Annotated in this window: 13 protein-coding genes; 5 read left to right on the top strand and 8 right to left on the bottom strand. The window is 66.6% G+C overall.

Annotated features, from left to right (window positions below; translation table 11 throughout):
- Positions 1–55 precede the first annotated feature (55 nt).
- From ABIC76_RS03230 to ABIC76_RS03215, 4 genes are all read right to left on the bottom strand, one after another.
- Positions 56–523: a hypothetical protein gene (locus tag ABIC76_RS03230; protein ID WP_354532948.1), complete on the bottom strand. Its 468-nt coding sequence runs from the start codon at positions 521–523 to the stop codon at positions 56–58.
- Positions 524–563: 40 nt separating this feature from the next.
- The gene (locus tag ABIC76_RS03225; protein WP_354532947.1) at positions 564–2,474 is read right to left on the bottom strand and encodes a S8 family serine peptidase; all 1,911 of its coding nucleotides are present in this window, start codon (positions 2,472–2,474) and stop codon (positions 564–566) included.
- Between the two features lie 319 nt (positions 2,475–2,793).
- Positions 2,794–3,810, bottom strand: a complete 1,017-nt coding sequence (locus ABIC76_RS03220) for an AraC-like ligand-binding domain-containing protein (RefSeq protein ID WP_354532946.1) — start codon at positions 3,808–3,810, stop codon at positions 2,794–2,796.
- Positions 3,811–3,898: 88 nt separating this feature from the next.
- The gene (locus ABIC76_RS03215) at positions 3,899–5,416 is read right to left on the bottom strand and encodes a sensor domain-containing diguanylate cyclase (protein WP_354532945.1); all 1,518 of its coding nucleotides are present in this window, start codon (positions 5,414–5,416) and stop codon (positions 3,899–3,901) included.
- A gap of 294 nt (positions 5,417–5,710) precedes the next feature.
- Here ABIC76_RS03215 and ABIC76_RS03210 point away from each other — a divergent pair, with 294 nt between their 5' ends.
- From ABIC76_RS03210 to ABIC76_RS03200, 3 genes are all read left to right on the top strand, one after another.
- A complete protein-coding gene (locus ABIC76_RS03210) occupies positions 5,711–5,905 on the top strand; it encodes a hypothetical protein (RefSeq protein WP_102065916.1) in 195 nt (64 codons plus the stop codon).
- Positions 5,906–6,190: 285 nt separating this feature from the next.
- A complete protein-coding gene (gene mprF / locus ABIC76_RS03205) occupies positions 6,191–8,824 on the top strand; it encodes a bifunctional lysylphosphatidylglycerol flippase/synthetase MprF (protein ID WP_354532944.1) in 2,634 nt (877 codons plus the stop codon).
- Complete coding sequence (locus tag ABIC76_RS03200) at positions 8,821–10,584, top strand: virulence factor (protein ID WP_354532943.1); 1,764 nt, start codon at positions 8,821–8,823, stop codon at positions 10,582–10,584. Before mprF ends, ABIC76_RS03200 begins: the two co-directional genes overlap by 4 nt.
- Positions 10,585–10,607: 23 nt before the next feature.
- Here the strand turns inward: ABIC76_RS03200 and ABIC76_RS03195 are convergent, their stop codons facing one another.
- The 3 genes from ABIC76_RS03195 to ABIC76_RS03185 form a co-directional block, all read right to left on the bottom strand.
- Entirely contained in the window at positions 10,608–12,338 is a 1,731-nt protein-coding gene (locus tag ABIC76_RS03195) for a SulP family inorganic anion transporter (protein WP_354532942.1), read from the bottom strand.
- A 79-nt stretch (positions 12,339–12,417) separates the two neighbouring features.
- On the bottom strand, positions 12,418–12,963 hold the full coding sequence (locus ABIC76_RS03190; RefSeq protein ID WP_354532941.1) for a DUF3761 domain-containing protein: 546 nt from the start codon (positions 12,961–12,963) through the stop codon (positions 12,418–12,420).
- A gap of 209 nt (positions 12,964–13,172) precedes the next feature.
- Complete coding sequence (locus tag ABIC76_RS03185) at positions 13,173–14,111, bottom strand: LysR family transcriptional regulator (RefSeq protein ID WP_027679374.1); 939 nt, start codon at positions 14,109–14,111, stop codon at positions 13,173–13,175.
- Between the two features lie 112 nt (positions 14,112–14,223).
- Here ABIC76_RS03185 and ABIC76_RS03180 point away from each other — a divergent pair, with 112 nt between their 5' ends.
- Together ABIC76_RS03180 and ABIC76_RS03175 are read left to right on the top strand one after the other, a co-directional pair.
- The gene (locus ABIC76_RS03180) at positions 14,224–14,973 is read left to right on the top strand and encodes an SDR family oxidoreductase (RefSeq protein ID WP_354532940.1); all 750 of its coding nucleotides are present in this window, start codon (positions 14,224–14,226) and stop codon (positions 14,971–14,973) included.
- 55 nt (positions 14,974–15,028) lie between these two features.
- The gene (locus ABIC76_RS03175; RefSeq protein WP_354532939.1) at positions 15,029–15,988 is read left to right on the top strand and encodes an alpha/beta fold hydrolase; all 960 of its coding nucleotides are present in this window, start codon (positions 15,029–15,031) and stop codon (positions 15,986–15,988) included.
- Positions 15,989–16,081: 93 nt separating this feature from the next.
- On the opposite strand, the gene ABIC76_RS03170 is transcribed toward ABIC76_RS03175, so the two are convergent.
- On the bottom strand, positions 16,082–17,527 hold the full coding sequence (locus tag ABIC76_RS03170; protein WP_354532938.1) for a DHA2 family efflux MFS transporter permease subunit: 1,446 nt from the start codon (positions 17,525–17,527) through the stop codon (positions 16,082–16,084).
- Positions 17,528–17,580: the final 53 nt, after the last annotated feature.

Below are 17,580 nucleotides of genomic sequence, written 5' to 3'. Positions count from 1 at the left end.
CCATGCAAAACGCCCCGCGCGGAGGCGGGGCGTCTTGTGCAACCGGGCGGCGCGCTCAGCGCGCCACGGGCTTGGCGTACTGGATCGGAATGTCTACCCGCGCCTGCGGCAGCGTCTTCTTGAGCTGCGCACGCGCGTTCACGGCCTCCTGGAACGACGCAAAGCGCAGCGTGCTGATGTTCAGGTGTCCGTAATACTCCGCCGACACGGGTGTTGCGGGCAGGGCGCCGACTGCCTGACGCACGCTGTCGACTGACACCTGCGAGACCACCACCTCGTTGCGGCTCTCGCCGACTACGCCGCGCTCATTGGCGACTTGCGTGACGGCTGCCGACGCAGCGCCCGCGGCCTTGGTACGCGTGCCGCTGGAGAGCACCTTGAACGACTGCGTTTCGATCTGCACCGTCGGTGCACTTGCGTACTGCGCAAGTTCCTGCGTGCTCAGGTGCTTGCCGACCGCCAGGTCCGCGGCTTGGCAGGCGGCGCCCATCGAGAGGAGCACCGCCAGCGACGCGGTCTTCATAAGAGTTGCATGGATCATGTTGAATGTTCTCCGAACGGGCTCACTTGGCGGCAATCACGCGGTATTCCACGGCCAGCGGCGTGGGCAGGGTCACGGTGTGGGTGCCGCCCTGGGGCTGGTACGTCGAGCAGGCGTTGGTCGGTACGCCGCTTACGGCATAGACCTCCCACGTGCCGGCTGCGTTTTCGCCGTAGAAGGCGTAGCTGCCAAGGCCGTACTTGTTCACGGCATTGACGCCGTCGTTGTAGTAGCCGTTGTACGGGAGGGACAACGCCGACACCGTGCCCGACGGCGATTTCACAAAGAAGCCGACGCTACCAATGCAGACGGAGCCCGACACCCGCAACTGCAAGGCGTCCACCTTATCAGTGGCCGACACGTTGAACTGGCCGAGCTTTTGCACCGCGCCGTAGTTCAGCTGGGCGACGTTGGCGAACGCGGCCGAGAAATCCGGCACCGACAAGGTAGCCGGCTTATACGTTGTGGTGGCTTTGGCCATCTTCACGGCGGCGGATGCGTCGACCAATCCAAAGCCGTACCACGTCGAATACGCATAACCAGCGGCATTGGTCTGCCAGCCGTAGTCCAGGCGTGCGGTGGTGGCGCCGTCAACCAAGCTCGTACTCGTGTCCGCCGTGGCCGTGTTGCTCGTCAGGTCGATCTTGGCATTGCGGCCGTCGCGATTGCCGTAGTCCGGGTCGATCTTGCGTGCGGTGGCTCGCAGAATTTCACGCACATCGCGCCAGGTCAGATTCGGATTGGCCGCGAGCATCAGGGCAACCACGCCGGACACCGTGGGCGTCGCCGCGGATGTACCGTTCATGCTCGAGTAGTCGCACTTCGGGTTGTCTTTCAGATTGGTGGCTGTGCCCGCAATCGCAAAGTCATCCAGTTCGTCCGTATTGGCACGGCTGTAGCCGCGAGTGCACCCGCTGAGATCGGTGGAGAAGATCTTCGGCCCGGAGCCAACCTCGCCGTACTTGCCGCCGTTGCCGTACTCGCCGCCCAGGCCCGTGATCCAGTTGACCGATCCGGCATTCGAATAGCTCGACTTGACGCCACGCGCGTTGGCCGCGCCCACCATGATCACGCCCGGCTCAAGCGCTTCGGGGTCATTGGCGGAGTTCTCGCAACTGACGAGTCCAGGAACGCCACCGGCGGCAGGGCACGTCCGCACCGGCAGCCCTGGAACCACGATCGCTTCATACTCGTTGCCTGCAGCCTTGAGCATCACGAGCCCACGGCCGCCGCGCAGGTTCGGAAACGCGCGAACCGCTGCCTGTGCCGAGGTGGGCGTGTCGTACTCCACGGGCGCCTGCGGGTTCGCACCGTACGACGCATTGATGATGTGGCCGTTCTTCGACCAGTCGGCGCCACCGTAGGCCGCGTTGGTGTCCGAATTCGCTGCCCCGAGGAAGCGTGCGCCTCCGAGCGTCGCGCGCGGTGCGATGCCCATCACACCCTTGCCGTTCTGCGCTGCGGCGATGATGCCGGCCGCGTTGGTGCCGTGCGCTAGCGCGATGTTCGCCGGGATATCTGCCGGTGTCGGATCGTTCGAGCCATCGTCGAAGTTGTGCGTCATGTCCGAGTTGGCATTGGCGGACAGGTCCTCGTTGTGCACGTCGATGCCGTCGTCCAGCACGAGCACGTTCACGCCCTGGCCCTTGATGCCGGCCCTGTGCGCGTCTTCCACATTGATGTCGGTCGTGCCGTTAGCCACGAGGCCGAACGCCGCAAAGAAGCTGGCCGCCTGCTTGAGCGCCCACTGGTAGGCATACAGCGGCTCGGTGCTGCCGGTCTGGCAGGCGTACTTCGCATCGACGCCAGTTTCCCCGCAGGTGGATGCGGGCGGCGTGTTGCCGCCATTGTTGCCGCCGCCATTGCTGGCCGTGTTGCTGCCGGAATCTCCGCCGCCGCACGCGGCCAGGGCCACGGCTGCGAACAGCGTCAAGGCAAGCGTTTTTCCCGTTATGTCTTTCACGAGACCCCCGTTTTGTCGTTGTGAGTTGTGCTAAGCGCGGGATGTCCGCACCGCTTTGACCTGTTCGACGAAGAGAGGGCACATCGTCCGTGCCCGCCGCAAGCGCATCGGCGCTCGTCAGGTCGGGCCGGATGCTCGCATGCACGCCGGGCGCGGTTCAACGAAGAAGGCGCATGCCGCTGCTAACCGGTTCCGCTGTCGCGGGAACCTGTCAGCGCGTCTCAGCCCGGGAACGGCAAACGGGGGAGGTGGGAGGAAAAGCGCGTGCGGGAAGGGGGCGCTGCGCGCATCAGCGCATCTGCATGACCCAGGTGCGCCAGTCCTTGTGCTGCACGAAGGGCATGGCAGCGGCGCGACCTTCGACGGCCAGCATGCGCGTCTCACGCGGTGACATGCTCGTTGCGCGGCGGTACGCACGTGCAAAGTTCGAAGCGTCGGAAAAACCGTAGGTCTGAGCGATTTCGGCCACCGAACGGTGTGTCTGCGATCGGTCGGCCAGGATCGCGTGGCACTGCCGCAGGCGCTGTATGCGCAGGTAGTTGAAGAAGCCGCCTTCGCGCTCAAACAGCCGGTACAGCGTGGCACGCGAGATACCAAACTGCACGGCTACGCCTTCAGGCGAAAGCGTCAAATCCGACAAGTTGTGCTGCATGTGCCGGCAGATCGAGGCAAACAGGCTTTCCCTAACGGACGGCGCATTGGCTTCGGTCACCTGGCAGTTGATGGCGGCCGCAGCCAGTTGCAGGGTGCCCGGGATGACAGCCTGTGCTTCGGCATCGCTCAACTTCCCCATCGATTGATAGAGCGAACACAGGTGATCGCGCAGCAGCCCGACCATCGGGGCATCGCCGCGCAGCACGCGCATGCTGAGTTCGTCGGGTGCGCGCAGCAACGGTGCCAGCAGGCGCCGTGGGACGGCCAGGCTTAGAAAGCGGCTGTCGGTCGTGCTTGTGGCGAGCGGCTGCGCAGCGTCGACGATGAACAGATCGCCTGGGCGTGTGGCGCCGTCGCTGTTGCCATCGCGCTGTCCGCAACTGCCTTCCAGGTAATACTGCAGGACGTAGACATCCACGCCGTCGCGCCCGAGCTTGGAGCGCGAGCGATCGTAGTGCTGTGCCTGTGCGCTGAGCATGCCCACGCCGGTCTCGCCGCACAGATAGGCGTCGACGCTGGCCCGAAACCCCTCCGCGCGTGGCACGGCAGAGCGTGTGTCGAACAGCACGTTGATTGCGTCGCGCCACGCGGCGAATTGATGTTCGCGCGCAAGCGCTGATGTATCGAAGTGGGAATGCGGTGGTTTGCTCACGGCGGTTTCCTCAAAGCCCTCGGCATTGTGCAGAAGTCGTGGCCCATGACGGCATGCTCCAAAAGGAGGGTTTACGTCGCAGGCTCGCCTACACCACCGCCAGCTTTGGCCGCTCCTGTCTGGGCATGACCACGTTGCGGCCGGCGGCCTTGGCTTCATACAGCCGTCCGTCGGCCAGCCGAACCAGGTCTTCCAGCGTGTCATCTTCGGCGGCAACGCCCGAATGCACGGCCACACCGATGCTCACCGTCAGCTTGCCGTACGCGCTTCCCGCGTTGGGCTCGTCGGCGGCCAGGACAGCGGCCCGAATGGCTTCGGCCACGCGCACCGCGCCGCTGAGGTCCGTATTGGGCAGCACGGCGCAGAACTCTTCGCCGCCGTAGCGGCCGGCAAAGTCGCCGGGGCGCTTGATGCTGTCGTTCACGCAGCGCGCCACGGTGCGCAGCGCGGTGTCGCCGGCGGCGTGGCCGTAGCGGTCGTTGTAGCGCTTGAAGTCGTCCACGTCGATCATCAACACCGCCATCGGCGTGTGATGCCGATTGGCCCGGCGCCATTCCACATCGAGCGCGGCGTCCAGCGCGCGGCGCGTGCCGAGGCCCGTCAGGCTGTCCGTATTGGCCAGCAGATGCAATTGCCGCTCCATCTCGAACCGCTTGCGCAGCTGCTGCGCAAACAGGATCGACAGCGCCATGAACACCGCATCGAGCATCAGCACGATGCCGCCGATCACCCACGCACGCTGCCACCACTCGGCGTAGATGTCTTCGGTGGCGAGCCCGACAGTGACGATCAGCGGGTGGTCGCCGATACGGCGGAAGCTGAACAGCCGCTCGATACCGTCAATGCCCGCGACGTCCACATAGGAGCCTTCCGGCGTGAGCAGCCGCTTCTGGAACGCGGTGGCATCGGCCAGGCTGCGGCCGATGAGCTTTTCGTTGTACGGGCGCCGCATGAGCAGCGTGCCGTCGGTGCGGATCAGCGTGACGGTGGCGTGGGGCCCCAGGTTGATGCCGTCGAACAGCCGCCGGAAGTAGTTCAGCCGCAGCGTGCCGACCACGATGCCGTTGAATTCGCCGTGCGGGCCGTTCAGGCGCCGGCTGAGTCCCAGCGATCGGTCGAGGCCGGTCGCGCGCGGCATGAACGGCTCGCTGATGTACAGCCCGACGTTGTCGGAGCCTTGATGCACCTGGAAATAGTCGCGGTCGCCCAGGTAAATGCGCCGCGGCGGCACCGAGCGCGAATCGATGACCACGTCGCCGGCCTTGTCGGTCACCAGCAGCGAGCCCAGGTCCTGCGCGTTGGTCGAGCGATCGAACAGCACGAGCTGGCGGACGTTGGGCGGCAGCGCCAGCATGGCGGGATCGCGCACGCCGTCGATCACGGCCTGCAGCGAGAGGTCGTACACCTCGATGTTCCGGGCGATGTCGCGCTGCAGGATCAGCGAGAGGTTGTCGGCGGCATCGCGTGCGCGGGCCAGGGCGTCCGTGCGCATTTCCCACAGCGACAGCGCGGTGAGTGCGGCAAGCATCAGCGAAAGCACTGAAGCGCCGATGATCAGTAGAGAGGGCCGCCGCAGGAATGCACCGGTGGCGCGCTGTAAAGGCATGCGCAGAATTGTGAAAATATTGAAAAAGGTCGCCTTAATTGTGTACCGGACTCCACCTTCCTACGCAATACTGACTAAGACGTTTTCAGCAGAGAAAACGTTTGCGACGTCCCTTCGGCCACCTCTGCGCAACGTTTTTCCGGCGTGGCGGGCGCAGGGTTTGCTGAGCATGGGCTGAGTGCCGCACCCGCGGCGCCGCGCACGCCGCCGGTCCGACATATGCCCATGCCGCCCTCCATGTCATCCTGTTAAGCCGGCTTTGCCTATTCTGGGTAAGCATCCTTGGAGAACGCCATGCCAGAGTCAGACGATCGCGCCTCACCTACGCCAGCGCCTGCCAATCCGCATCCGCCGGTGGCCGACACGCACGACGAAGCGCTGCTCGACGAAGGCATCGAGGAAACCTTTCCGGCCAGCGACCCGGTTTCTGTCGATGCCGGCAAGCCCGATGTGCCGCCCAAGCCGCCGGGAAGCGCGCCCAAACCGTAAAATGCGCAAACGCGTGTCAACGGATCGGCCACTTCAGCCGTATTACGTGGACCGCCACCAATGTGCGAATCCAGCACACGCGCCGTTTGAGGCGCGAGTCGAGAGAACGCCGGCGCGCGCCGCGAGCCCGTGCCGATAGGCCGAAGTCCAATCAAGAAGTCGATAGCGTCCGAAGTGTGAGCTTCGGAGGTTTGGCCTGCCGCGCTCTTCCGCCTCCGGGTGTCCGGATTCGCATGTCGCTTCGACCCGGCACTCCGCCCAGCCAGCAGGATTTCGTTTTTCACCATGCCTGACGCCGCGTCCAACGACGCCAGTCCAACACCCCGCCGACCATCGGCCCACGCTGCACCTGCCGCGCCCGCCACGCCTGCCCGCCCCGATTCAGGCCTGGGCCTGGCCGGCTGGATCGTGGTCGGCGTGGTGCTCGTGCTCGGCGCGCTCGTGTTCGACAGCCTGTATGCGCTGCTCGACCACGTGCACTACGCCGACATGGTCGCCGCGCTGCAGGCCACGCCACGCTCGCACCTGCTGCTGGCCGTGCTGGCCACGGCGCTCAGTTACGTCGCCCTGACCGGCTACGACGCGTCCGGCCTGCGCTATGCCGGCGCGCATGTGGCCCCCGCCACCGTGGCCACCACTTCGTTCATCGCTTATGCGCTGGGCAATACCGTCGGCCTCGGTTCGTTGACGGCCGGTGCGGTGCGCTCGCGCCTGTACACGGCGGCCGGGGTCGATGCTGCCCGCGTGACGGAGGCGGTTGCGTTCGATGCTGGGGCGCTGGGCGTGTCCACCACCGCCTTCGGCGCGGTCGGGCTGTTGTGGGGCGCGCCGCACATCGCGGCAATTACGCATTTGCCGGCAGCGCTGCTCGAAGTCGTGGCACTGCTGGTGCTGGCCAGCGTCGTGGCGTTGCTCGTACTGTGCATGCGTCAGCGCCATGTGACGCTGTTGGGCCGATGGGAAATCCGCCTGCCGCCGCCGGGCCTGGCCGCGCGCCAATTTGCGATCTCGGCGGCGGACATGATCGCGGCGGCCGCGGCGCTGTGGGTGCTGATGCCGGCCGGCGCGGTCGATCTGCCGACGTTCGTGGCGTTCTACGCGCTGGCGGTCACGCTGGGCGTGCTGAGCCAGAGCCCCGGCGGCCTGGGCGTGTTCGAGGCGGTCATTCTGCTGGGCTGCAGCGGCCAGGCGCCGCCGGCCGAGGTGCTCGCCGCGCTGCTGTTCTACCGCGTCATCTATTTCCTGCTGCCGCTCGTCGTGGCTGCCGCCATGCTCGGCGCATTCGAACTGCGTGCCGGCGCCGGGGCTCCGTTCGGCCGCGCTGCGGTCAAGCTGTCGCCGGGGCTGCTGGCCGCGCTGACGATGGTGGCAGGCGTGATGCTGCTGATCTCGGGCGTCACCCCGGCCAGCGACGAGGCGGAAGACCTCCTGCGCATGCACGTGCCGCTCTTCGTGGTGGAAGCCTCGCACATGATCGGCAGCGTGGCGGGGCTGATCATGCTGTTTGTCGCGCGCGGGCTGCTGCACCGGCTGGACGCCGCGTGGTGGGCAGCGCTGGTGCTGTCGCTGCTGACCGGCGTGCTGGCGCTGCCCAAGGGCATTGCCGTGTCGGAGATGGCGGTATTGGTGACGCTGGCGGTGCTGCTCGTCATCTCGCGCCGGCAGTTCGACCGGCCGTCGTCGCTGTTCTCGCAGCGGCTGGAGGCCGGTTGGCTGCTTGCCATGGTCTGCGTGTTTGCGGCGTGCGTGTGGATCCTCTTCTTCGCCTACCGCGAGGTGGCCTACGCCAACCAGCTCTGGTGGCAATTCACGTTCGACGGCGATGCGCCGCGTTCCATCCGCGCGCTGATGGCCGTGGCCGTGACGGGGCTCGGCTTCGGCATGTGGCAGCTCTTTCGCAAGGAGCCCGGCGTTACGACCTTCCCGAGCGACGAAGAACTCGCCCGCGCGGCGGAGATCGTCCGCAAGCAGCCCGCCGCCGATGCCACGCTCGCGCTGATGGGCGACAAGAGCCTGCTGTTCTCGCCGTCGGGCAACGCGTTCATCATGTACGCCAAGCAGGGGCGCTCGTGGGTGGCGTTGTCCGACCCCGTGGGCGCGCAGCAGGAATGGCCCGAGCTGATCTGGCGCTTTATCGAAATGGCCGACGCGCATGGCGGGCGCGCCGCGTTCTACAAGACGCGGCCGCAGACGCTGTCGCTGTATCTCGATGCGGGCCTGCGTGCCTACAAGCTGGGCGAAGAGGCGTATGTGTCGCTGCCCGAGTTCAGCCTGAAGGGCTCGCGGCGCGCCAATCTGCGCCATGGCGTGACGCGCGGCGAGCGCGAAGGCCTGTCGTTCGAGATCATCCCGACGGTGGAAGTGCCGACCGTGTTGGACGAATTGCGCGCCATCTCCGATGAATGGCTGCGCAACCAGAACGCGCGCGAGAAGGGTTTCTCGCTCGGCGCATTTGAAGACCGCTACATCTGCAGCCAGCCCGTGGCCGTGGTGCGCCGCGAGGGCGTCATCCTCGCGTTTGCCACGCTGATGTGCCCCGACGTGCTGCGCATCGAGGCGAGCGTCGACCTGATGCGCTATCGCAGCAATGTGCCGCCCGGCACGATGGATTTCCTGTTCGGCAAGGTCATCCTCCACTTCCAGGCGCAGGGGTATCAGCGTTTCGGGCTGGGCATGGCGCCGATGTCGGGCATGGTTGAGCATCAGCTTGCGCCTCGCTGGCACCGCTTCGGACGGATGATGTTCCGGCACGGCGCACGCTTCTACAATTTCAGAGGGTTGCGCAATTTCAAGGACAAGTTCGAGCCGGTGTGGGAAGCCCGCTACCTACTCGCACGTGGCGGGATTGCGCCGCTGTTCACATTGACGGACGTCGCTGCGCTGATCGGCGGTGGCTTGAAGGGAGTGATCTCCAAATGAGTTGGCAAGCACCGCGCACGCAAGAGGCGCGGCATCGGGGAGTGCTACGCAAAGGCTTGCGTTGGGCTGGGCATCTGAGTGCGGTCGGCATGGTGCTGGCAGCGTCTTGGGCCATCGCCGCCGATGCTCCGGCTGCAGCCAAGCCTGCGCCCGCGCAGGGCCCGGTGCTGGTGCCGCCCGTCGGCATGACAGGGGCGAGTGGCGTCGTGGCAGTGCCGCCGCGCGGGGACATGCCGCCTCGGCTGCAGATGAGCGGGGCCGCCGTGACGGCCAACAAGGCCGCCAATGGCGGCGTGCTGTCGCTGCCGGTGGTGGCGCCCGCCACACCCGCCGCCGCACCGGGCGCGGTCGAGTTCGTCACGCACGGGCGTTTTCGCGATGTACCGGTCTACAAACCGAAGGGCGAAATCCGCTCCGTCGTGCTGATGCTGTCGGGCGATCTTGGCTGGACGCCCGCTGCATCGCGCATGGCAGAGAGCCTGGCGCAGCAGGGCGCATTGGTGGCGGGCCTGTCGACGCCCGCACTGTTTGCGAGCCTGGAGGCTGACCCGGGCGACTGCGCGTTCCCGGATGGCGACCTCGAAAACTTCAGCCGTTTCCTGCAGGCCTACGAGAAGGTGCCCGGCTACTACCCGCCCATCCTCGTCGGCGACAACGAAGGCGGTGCGCTGGCCTACGCCATGATTGCGCAGGCGCGCCCGAACATCTTCGCCGCGGCCATGTCGATGGAGTTCTGCCCGGTGCTGGAGCTGCGCAAGCCGCTGTGCAAAGGCGAGGGTGTGCACTTCAGCCGCCGCATGAGCGAGAGCCGCACCACGGCCAAGCGCGTCAAGCCGCCCGAGAACGCCGGTGTGGTCCTGCTGCCCGCCACGAAGTTGTCTGCGCCGTGGGTCGCGCTGCAATCGGCGACGCCGACGTCGTTTGCGCGGCGCTCCGGCCCGCTGTGCGAAGCGCGTGCCACGCAAGCCTTCATCGATACGATTTCGGGGGCGCAATCGGTGGCGTTGCCGGCCACGGCATCGGCTGCGAATGCGCCGCCCGTGACCGCCGTCGAGCCGTTCAAGTCGGCCTTCGCCAAGCTCGTCGCCCAACGCAAAGCGCCGCCCCCGCCGCCGCCCGCAGCGGTGTCCGACCTGCCGATCATTGAGGTGCCCGCGCAGGCCGGTACGTCGTCCGAGCTGTTCGCAGTGCTGCTGTCAGGCGACGGCGGGTGGGCGGGGCTGGACAAGGAGGTTGCTGCTGCGCTGTCCAAGTCGGGCGTGCCGGTGGTCGGCATCGACTCGCTGCGCTACTTCTGGACACCGCGCACGCCCGCGTCTGCCGCGGCCGACATGGACCGCCTCGTGCGCTTTTACGCTGCGCGCTGGAAGAAGCCGAAGGCGTTGCTGATCGGCTATTCGCAAGGCGCGGACGTGCTGCCCTTCATCGTCAACCGGTTGCCGGCGGCGTCGCGCGAGCATGTCGCGCTGGCCGTGATGATGGGCCTGGGCAAGCGCGCCGATTTCGAGTTCCACATGACCAACTGGGTGTCGAGCAGCGCGTCCGGCCTGCTGATCCTGCCCGAGGTGCAGAAGCTGCCGGCAGGCATTGGCATGTGCATCTACGGCAAGGAAGAGAAAGACACCAACTGCCCTGGCCTCGACCCGAAGCAGGTGCAGCTCGTGAAGCTGCCAGGCGGCCATCACTTTGATGGCGATTACGCCAAGCTGGCGCGCATCATTCTCGAAGGTGCGCGTGCTGCAGGCAACGCCCCGCGCTGAGCCACCGGTTCCGGAGCGGACTGTTAAGCCGGGGCGTTGTCGGCCGGTGTGCCGGGCGCTGCCGCCAGCGATTGCACGCACTCGTCCACGCTCAGCTCGTGCAGCATCTCGGGGCGCAGCGTGTTGTCGGTCGCGCGCTGCAGGACGGTCAGCGCACGCGGCTTGAGCCGCACCAGCATCAGTTGCAGGCCGCGCGCCGCGCATTCGGCGGCAAAGATGCGCAGCGCTTCGATGGCCGAGCCGTCCACATCCGGCGTTTCTTCCAGGCTCAGCATGATGGTGCGCAGCGCGGGCGCGTGCGGCTGTTGCAGCATGGCGCGGACCTTGCCGAGCACGCGTTCGGTATTGGCGAAGAACAGCGGTACCTCGGGTCGGACGATCAGTACACCGGGCAGCGGCCTGGCTTCGGGATGCAGAGACACATCGACGAAATCGTGGCTCTCGCGCAGGCGGCCGAGCACGCTCACGTTGGGCTCGGAAAGCTTGCGCAGCGTGAGCAGCAGGCTCACGCCGATCGCGGCCAGCAACCCGTGCAGCACGCCCAGCACCAGCACGGCAAGCAGCGCGGCAATGACCACCAGCCGATCGCGGTGCCAGACCCAGTACGGTTTGAAGACGGCAGGGTGCAGCGAGTGGCTGACTGCAAAGATCACGATGGCCGCCAGCACCGGCTCGGGAATGCGCGCGAGCTGCGGCAGGAACAGCCACACGATCAGCGCCACCACGGCCGCCGCGCACAGCCCGGCCAGACGCGATTGCGCGCCCGCGGCTTCGTTGGCAGACGTGGCTGAGTATCCGGCGCCGACGGGCATGCCGTGCAGCAGGCCGGAGAGCAGATTCGCGCAGCCGAGTGCGACGAGGTCCCGGTTGGCCGAGATGCTGTCGCCATGCTTGAGTGCGAAGTTGCGGATCGAACCGTAGGACTCGGCGTAGAGAATCAGCATGAGCGCGAAGCCAAGTTCGGCGCTCTGCATCCACTGCGCGCGACCCAGGTCGGGCACGCCGAAGCTGATGTTCTGCAGGTCGATATGGCCGACCACGGCAATGCCGTGCGCGTGCCAGTCGACCCAGTAGCCGGCCGCGATGGCCAGCACGATGACGACCAGCGTGGCCGGAATGCGCCCCCAGCGCCCAAGGCCGAAAAGCAGGGCAAGTGCGACGGCGCCCAATGCTGCGCTGTACGGATTGGCGCCAGCCGCGCCGGCGATGAGGTCGAGCGCAACGCGGGGCGTGTCGCTGTGATGAACGGCCACGTCGAGGATCTTGGGCAACTGCTTGATGGCGATCGTCAGCGCCAGCCCGAAGGTGAAGCCGCGCAGCACCGGCCGCGCGATGAAATCCGACATGCCGCCCAGCCGCGCCGCGCCCGCCAGGATGAACAGCACACCCGTCGCGATGATGAGCGCCGCCGCCATCGTGAGTGCCGTCGTGCCGCTGGCCCCGGGTTCCGACAACACCGTGGCAAACAGCACGGCCGCTGACGACGACGTGGCCGAAACAATGGCAAAGCGGCTCGTGCCGAGCAGCGAATAGACCACCAGGCCGCACATCAGCGCGATCAGCCCGGCCTGTGGCGGCAGGCTCGCGATACCCGCGTAGGCAACGGCTTCGGGCAGCAGCAGCCCTGCAATCGAGAACCCGGCGATGACGTCGCGCACCACCCGCTGCTGTGGCGGCTGGGGCGGCGCATCCAGCGGGGCGAAGCTCTCGGGGTGTTGCAGGGCGGCGGCGGGATGTTCGTTGCTGGGCGGCATGCGACGCGGTGATCCGGCTGAAATGGAAGACGCCGCGACCCGGTGGGGCCGCGGCGTGCGGGTTGGCGTCAGGCGTGCCTTACTTGGTACAGGCCTTGCCGCGGCTTGGGCGGATGCCGGCGGCCTTGGCATCGGCTTCGGTCATGTATTCGCCCTGTTTGGTCTTGCCGTAGTAGCGATCGCCCGGGCAGTGGTAGACCTTGGTGCTGGCATTGGCCCACACCTTGTCGGGACCGCCGCCGGGAGCAACGGTGGCCGCCGGAGCCGGCTTGGACGGCGCTGTAGCAGCAGGCTTGGCTGCGGGGGTAGGCGCCGGCGCCGGTGCGGGCGCCGCGGCCGGCGCTGCAGGCGCAGGTTTGGCGGCAGCCGGAGCGGCAGGTGCTGCTGCGGGCGCGGCCGGCGCGGCTGCCGGGGCACCGCCTGCGCTGGCTTTCTTGTCGACGCCACCATGGCCGCGGCAAGCGCCCTTGAGCGTCGCGCCGCTGTAGGGCGTGCCGTCCTTGCAGACCGCGTGGACGGCCGCTGGGGCGGCTGCCGGTGCGGTGGCAGGTGCGGCGGTGCCCTGCGCAAACGCCGATCCCATCACCAGCGCACCCATCGAAAACATCAACGCAGACAGTTTCATAACGAGACCCTCAACGAGGCACGGAGATACGTGCGTGACCGATTAACGCTGGCCGACAGCGCGCGTTGACCAAACCGAGGGTTTGTCAGAAGACAAACGCCGCAACGTTGATCATCCCGCAACAGTCGGCGTTGCTTGTGTTGCGCCGACGGGCAATGCGGCGTCGGCGCCATCCCAGCATAGGCAACATCAGGCGGCCCGGGGAAGTTTCAGGCGAACACGTCGACACCCTGCACCAGCCGCTTGGCCAGACGCGGCTGCCGTAGCTGCTCAAGCCACCATTGCAGTGCGCGGCCTTCGCCGTCGCCGTCCCCTTGACCTTTGCCGCTGCGCCAGCCGACGTAGAGCAGGTTCGGCTCGCGCGGATCCGTGGTGCGCTTTTCCACCAGCTCGCCGCGCGCAAGCAACGATGCGACGCGGTGCCTGGGCAGCCAGCCGACGCCCAGGCCATCGCGCTGGGCCAGCGTCTTGGCGCGCATGCTGGGCACGGCCAGCGTGGGTTGCCCGCTGAGCATGCCGTAGGCGCGGCCGGCGGTGGTGCGCGCGGAATCGGCCACCACCACGGCGCGATGCCGGGCGATTTCCTCGCGCGTGAGCGGCGCGTCGATGGCTGCAAGCGGATGCCGAGGCGATACGGCAAACACCCATTCCACCACCCCCAGCTCGAACCACCCGAGGTTCGGGATGGAAGGCGGCTCGTTGGTCGCCCCGATCACGAGATCGGCGCGGCCATCGCGCAGCGCCTCCCATGTGCCGGCCAGCACTTCGTGCGTTACGCGCAGGGCCACGCCCGATTGCAGTGCATCGAACGCGTGCATCACGGGCATGAGCGATTCGAACTCCAGCAGCTCGTCCGTCACGATCCACAAGCGGTCTTCCCAGCCGTTGGCCACCTGCCGCACGCGCTGCGTCACGCGCGAGACGTCCTGCGCCAGCCGCGCGGCTTCTTCCACGAGCAGTTGCCCCGCGGGCGTGAGCTGCAGCCGGTAGCGGCGCCGGTCAAACAGCAGGGCGTCGAAGCGCTGCTCCAGTTGCCGTGCGGCGTACGACACGGTCGACGGCGCCTTGCCCAGGTGCGCTGCCGCACGCGACAGACTGCCGGTCTGCCGGATGGCCTCCAGGAGGGCCAATTCTTCGTCCGTCAACATGTGCAATTCCTTCGAACGTGTTCATCGTCCGGATCGTATGGCAAACCGCTTGCCCGCGTCCACACTGCAGTCACGCGATTGTTCAAGTTCAACTTTCCTACTGGAGGACATCATGAATCGCTTCGAAGGCAAGACCGTTCTGGTCACTGGCGGCAACAGCGGTATTGGCCTGGCAGCCGCACAGGCATTTGCGCGGGAAGGCGCCCGCGTGGTCATTACCGGCCGCGATGCGGCGGCGCTGGAAACGGCACGTGCCACGCTGGGCGGCAACGCCCTCGCCATTCGCAATGAAACCGGCACCGTGGCGGCCGCACGCGAGCTGACCCGTCAGCTGCAGGAGGCGGGTGTGCGTTTGGACGCCGTGTTCGTCAATGCCGGCATGGCGCGGTTTGCCGCCGTCCCGGACGTGGACGAAGCCCTGTGGGACGCCACCTTCAACGCCAACCTGAAGGGCGCGTTCTTCCAGATCCAGGCGCTGCTGCCCATCCTCAACAAGGGCACGTCGATCGTGCTGAACGGCTCCATCAACGCGCACATCGGGATGCCGAATTCGTCGGTCTATGCGGCGAGCAAGGCTGCGCTGATCTCTCTGGCGAAGACGCTCTCGGGCGAACTGATCGGCGCGGGCATCCGCGTGAATGTGGTCAGTCCCGGCCCGGTCACAACGCCGCTGTACGGCAAGCTCGGCCTGGATGCCGACACGCTATCGGCCACGGCCGCACAGATCCAGAGCCAGATCCCCTTGGGCCGCTTTGGCACGCCGGACGAGATTGCATCGACCGTGCTGCACCTGTCGGCATCCGAATCGGCCTTCATTGTCGGCACCGAAATCATTGCCGACGGCGGCATGAGCCAGCTCTAACCCAACCCTTGTTAAGGCGTGCCGCACACCGCGTGCGGCACGGCTGGAGAACATCATGAAGATTCTTCCCAACCTGGTGCGCCACCTGGGCGCTGCCCTTATCGGCCTGGCTGCGCTGCAAGCCTCCGCCGCCACGTCCGCCGTGCAAGACCGCATCGTCGAGGCCGCCGGCCTGCAACTGCACACGCTGCAGGCAGGCAACGGCCCCGAAACCCCGGTTGTGCTGCTGCATGGCTATGCCGAGACCAGTCACATGTGGCTGCCGCTGATTCCGCGTCTGGCCGACCGCCGCGTGGTGTTGGCGCCAGACCTGCCGGGCGCGGGCACCTCGTCGATTCCCGCGTCGGGCTTCGACAAGACGACGCTCGCGCAGGATATCCACGCCATGGTGCAGGCCATGGGCTATCGCAAGGTCAAGCTGGTCGGCCACGACATCGGTCTGATGGTGGCATACGCCTATGCCGCGCAATACCCCGACGAGGTGGAAAGCATCACGCTCATGGATGCCTTCCTGCCCGGCGTGGGTGACTGGCAGAAGGTCTGGCTGCTGCGCGACCTGTGGCACTTCCACTTCTATGGCGACACGCCGCTCAAGCTGGTGCAGGGCCGCGAGCGCATCTACTTCGAGCACTTCTGGAACGACTTTGCGGCCGATCCCAAGCACTCGGTGCCCGAAGCCGACCGCCAGTTCTACGCGCGCACCTACGGCCAACCCGGGCGCATGGCGGCAGGGTTCGAATATTTCCACGCCTTCCCGAAGGATGCGGTGGACTTTGCGGGCTTTGCCAAGACGCCGCTCAAAATGCCGATGCTTGTACTGGCGGGCGAAAAGGCTTCCGGCGCCTTCCTGATCGAGCAGGCCAGGATGGTGGCGACCAACGTGAACGGCGTCACCATCAACGGCGCTGGCCACTGGCTGATGGAAGAGGCGCCCGAGGCCACCATGAATGAACTGGTGCGTTTCATCAACGCTCCGCAAGCCGAGACCAACATGCGTTCGCGCGCGGCCGACTGAGTTGTGTAGGGTGAATTCGCTTACGGAATTCACCCACGCTTTGCCACGTGCTCTACGAATTGCGCGGGTTTCGCCGGCAGACGGGCGGGCGAATCACCTGGACCGAGCAATGGCTCGGGGCAGCGTGTTGACGGGCAGGCACAGGATTGCGGTCAGCAGTGCCAGGCTCATATGGCAGAGGTAGAGCGCATTGAAGTCGGCGCGCTGCAGACCCGCGCTGCCGAGCAGCAGCACTGTCAGGGCGACGCCCATGACGGAACCGATTTGTCGTATCGCCTGGTTGATTGCGCCGCCGACCGCGTAGTGGTCTGCCGGCAGATGACTGACGGCGGCCCCCGACAGCGACGGCAGCACCATGCCCACGCCCACGCCGCTGAGCAGCATGCCGGGCAGCCAGTGGGTCAGATAGGCGGGAGTCAGGCCGGGCACCAGCAAAAACCAGACGGCACTGCCCGCATAGAGCACGCTGCCCGCGACCAACAACGGGCGATGGCCATGCCGGCTCGCGATCCGGCCTGAGAGCATGGCCACCGGAATCACCAGCAGCGGCCCTGGCGTGATGGCCAGCCCCGCCAACGGCAGCGAGTAATGCCAGATCGACTTCATGTAGAAAAAGAAGCCGAAGAACATCATCGAGAACGCCGTGCCGAAGCTCAACGTGGCGAGATTGACGTATCGGTACGTCGGGTTGCGAAACAGCGTCAAATCGACGAGCGGCGCGCGTGCAACGCGAGCCCACGCGACAAATCCGACGATGCACGCGAGCCCGATGACGGCAATCCCGAGGAGCTCATCGCGGGACCATCCCGGCGACTCCGATTGCACGATGGACAGCGCCAAAGCCGCTGTGCCGATCGTCAGCAGGCCCATCCCGAACAGATCCAGCGGACGTTTGGTGCCGTGCTGTCTTGTCTCGACGAGAAGGGCGGCGCCACGCCACATCGCCGTCAGGCCCAGGGGCACGTTCAGATAGAACGCCCACTGCCAGCCGATCGATGCGATCACGAACGCCCCGAGGCTTGGGCCCACCGCAGCGGCCAGCGCACCGACCGCGCCCCACAGGCTGATCGCCACCGCGCGCTTGCTGACGGGGAATGCCGCCAGCACGAGTGAGAGCGACGCGGGCGTCAGCAACGCTGCGCCAACAGCCTGCAGCACGCGGGCTGCAACGAGCCACCCGACGCTCGGCGACAGGCCACACGCAACGGATGCCGCAAGGAACAATGCGACACCGATCAGAAACACCTTCTTGCGCCCATGCTTGTCCGCCAATCCGCCCGATGGAATGAGCGTTGCCGCGTACGCTACGGTGTAGGCATTCAGCACCCAGGAAAGGTCCGCCGCCGTGGCGTGAGGAAAGCCTGCGCGTAATGCGCTGAAGGCGGCGAACAGCATCGTGCCGTCCATCGAAACCAGGAACACCGCCACGCTGGCGATCCAGAACACCGGCCACGGCGATGCGGTGTTGGTCTGTGCAGCGGGCAACGCCGCGCTGATCGTGGCAGATGCTCCGGGTGCTGCGCTGTCGGGAGGCGTCATGGGATTCTTCCGATGTCGACGATGGGCCGCCGGGTCTGTTTCAGGTAACACGC

This window comes from Ralstonia sp. 1138 (assembly GCF_040544795.1).
Taxonomy (GTDB): domain Bacteria; phylum Pseudomonadota; class Gammaproteobacteria; order Burkholderiales; family Burkholderiaceae; genus Ralstonia; species Ralstonia flatus.
This window is presented reverse-complemented; position numbering and strand designations above follow the sequence as displayed.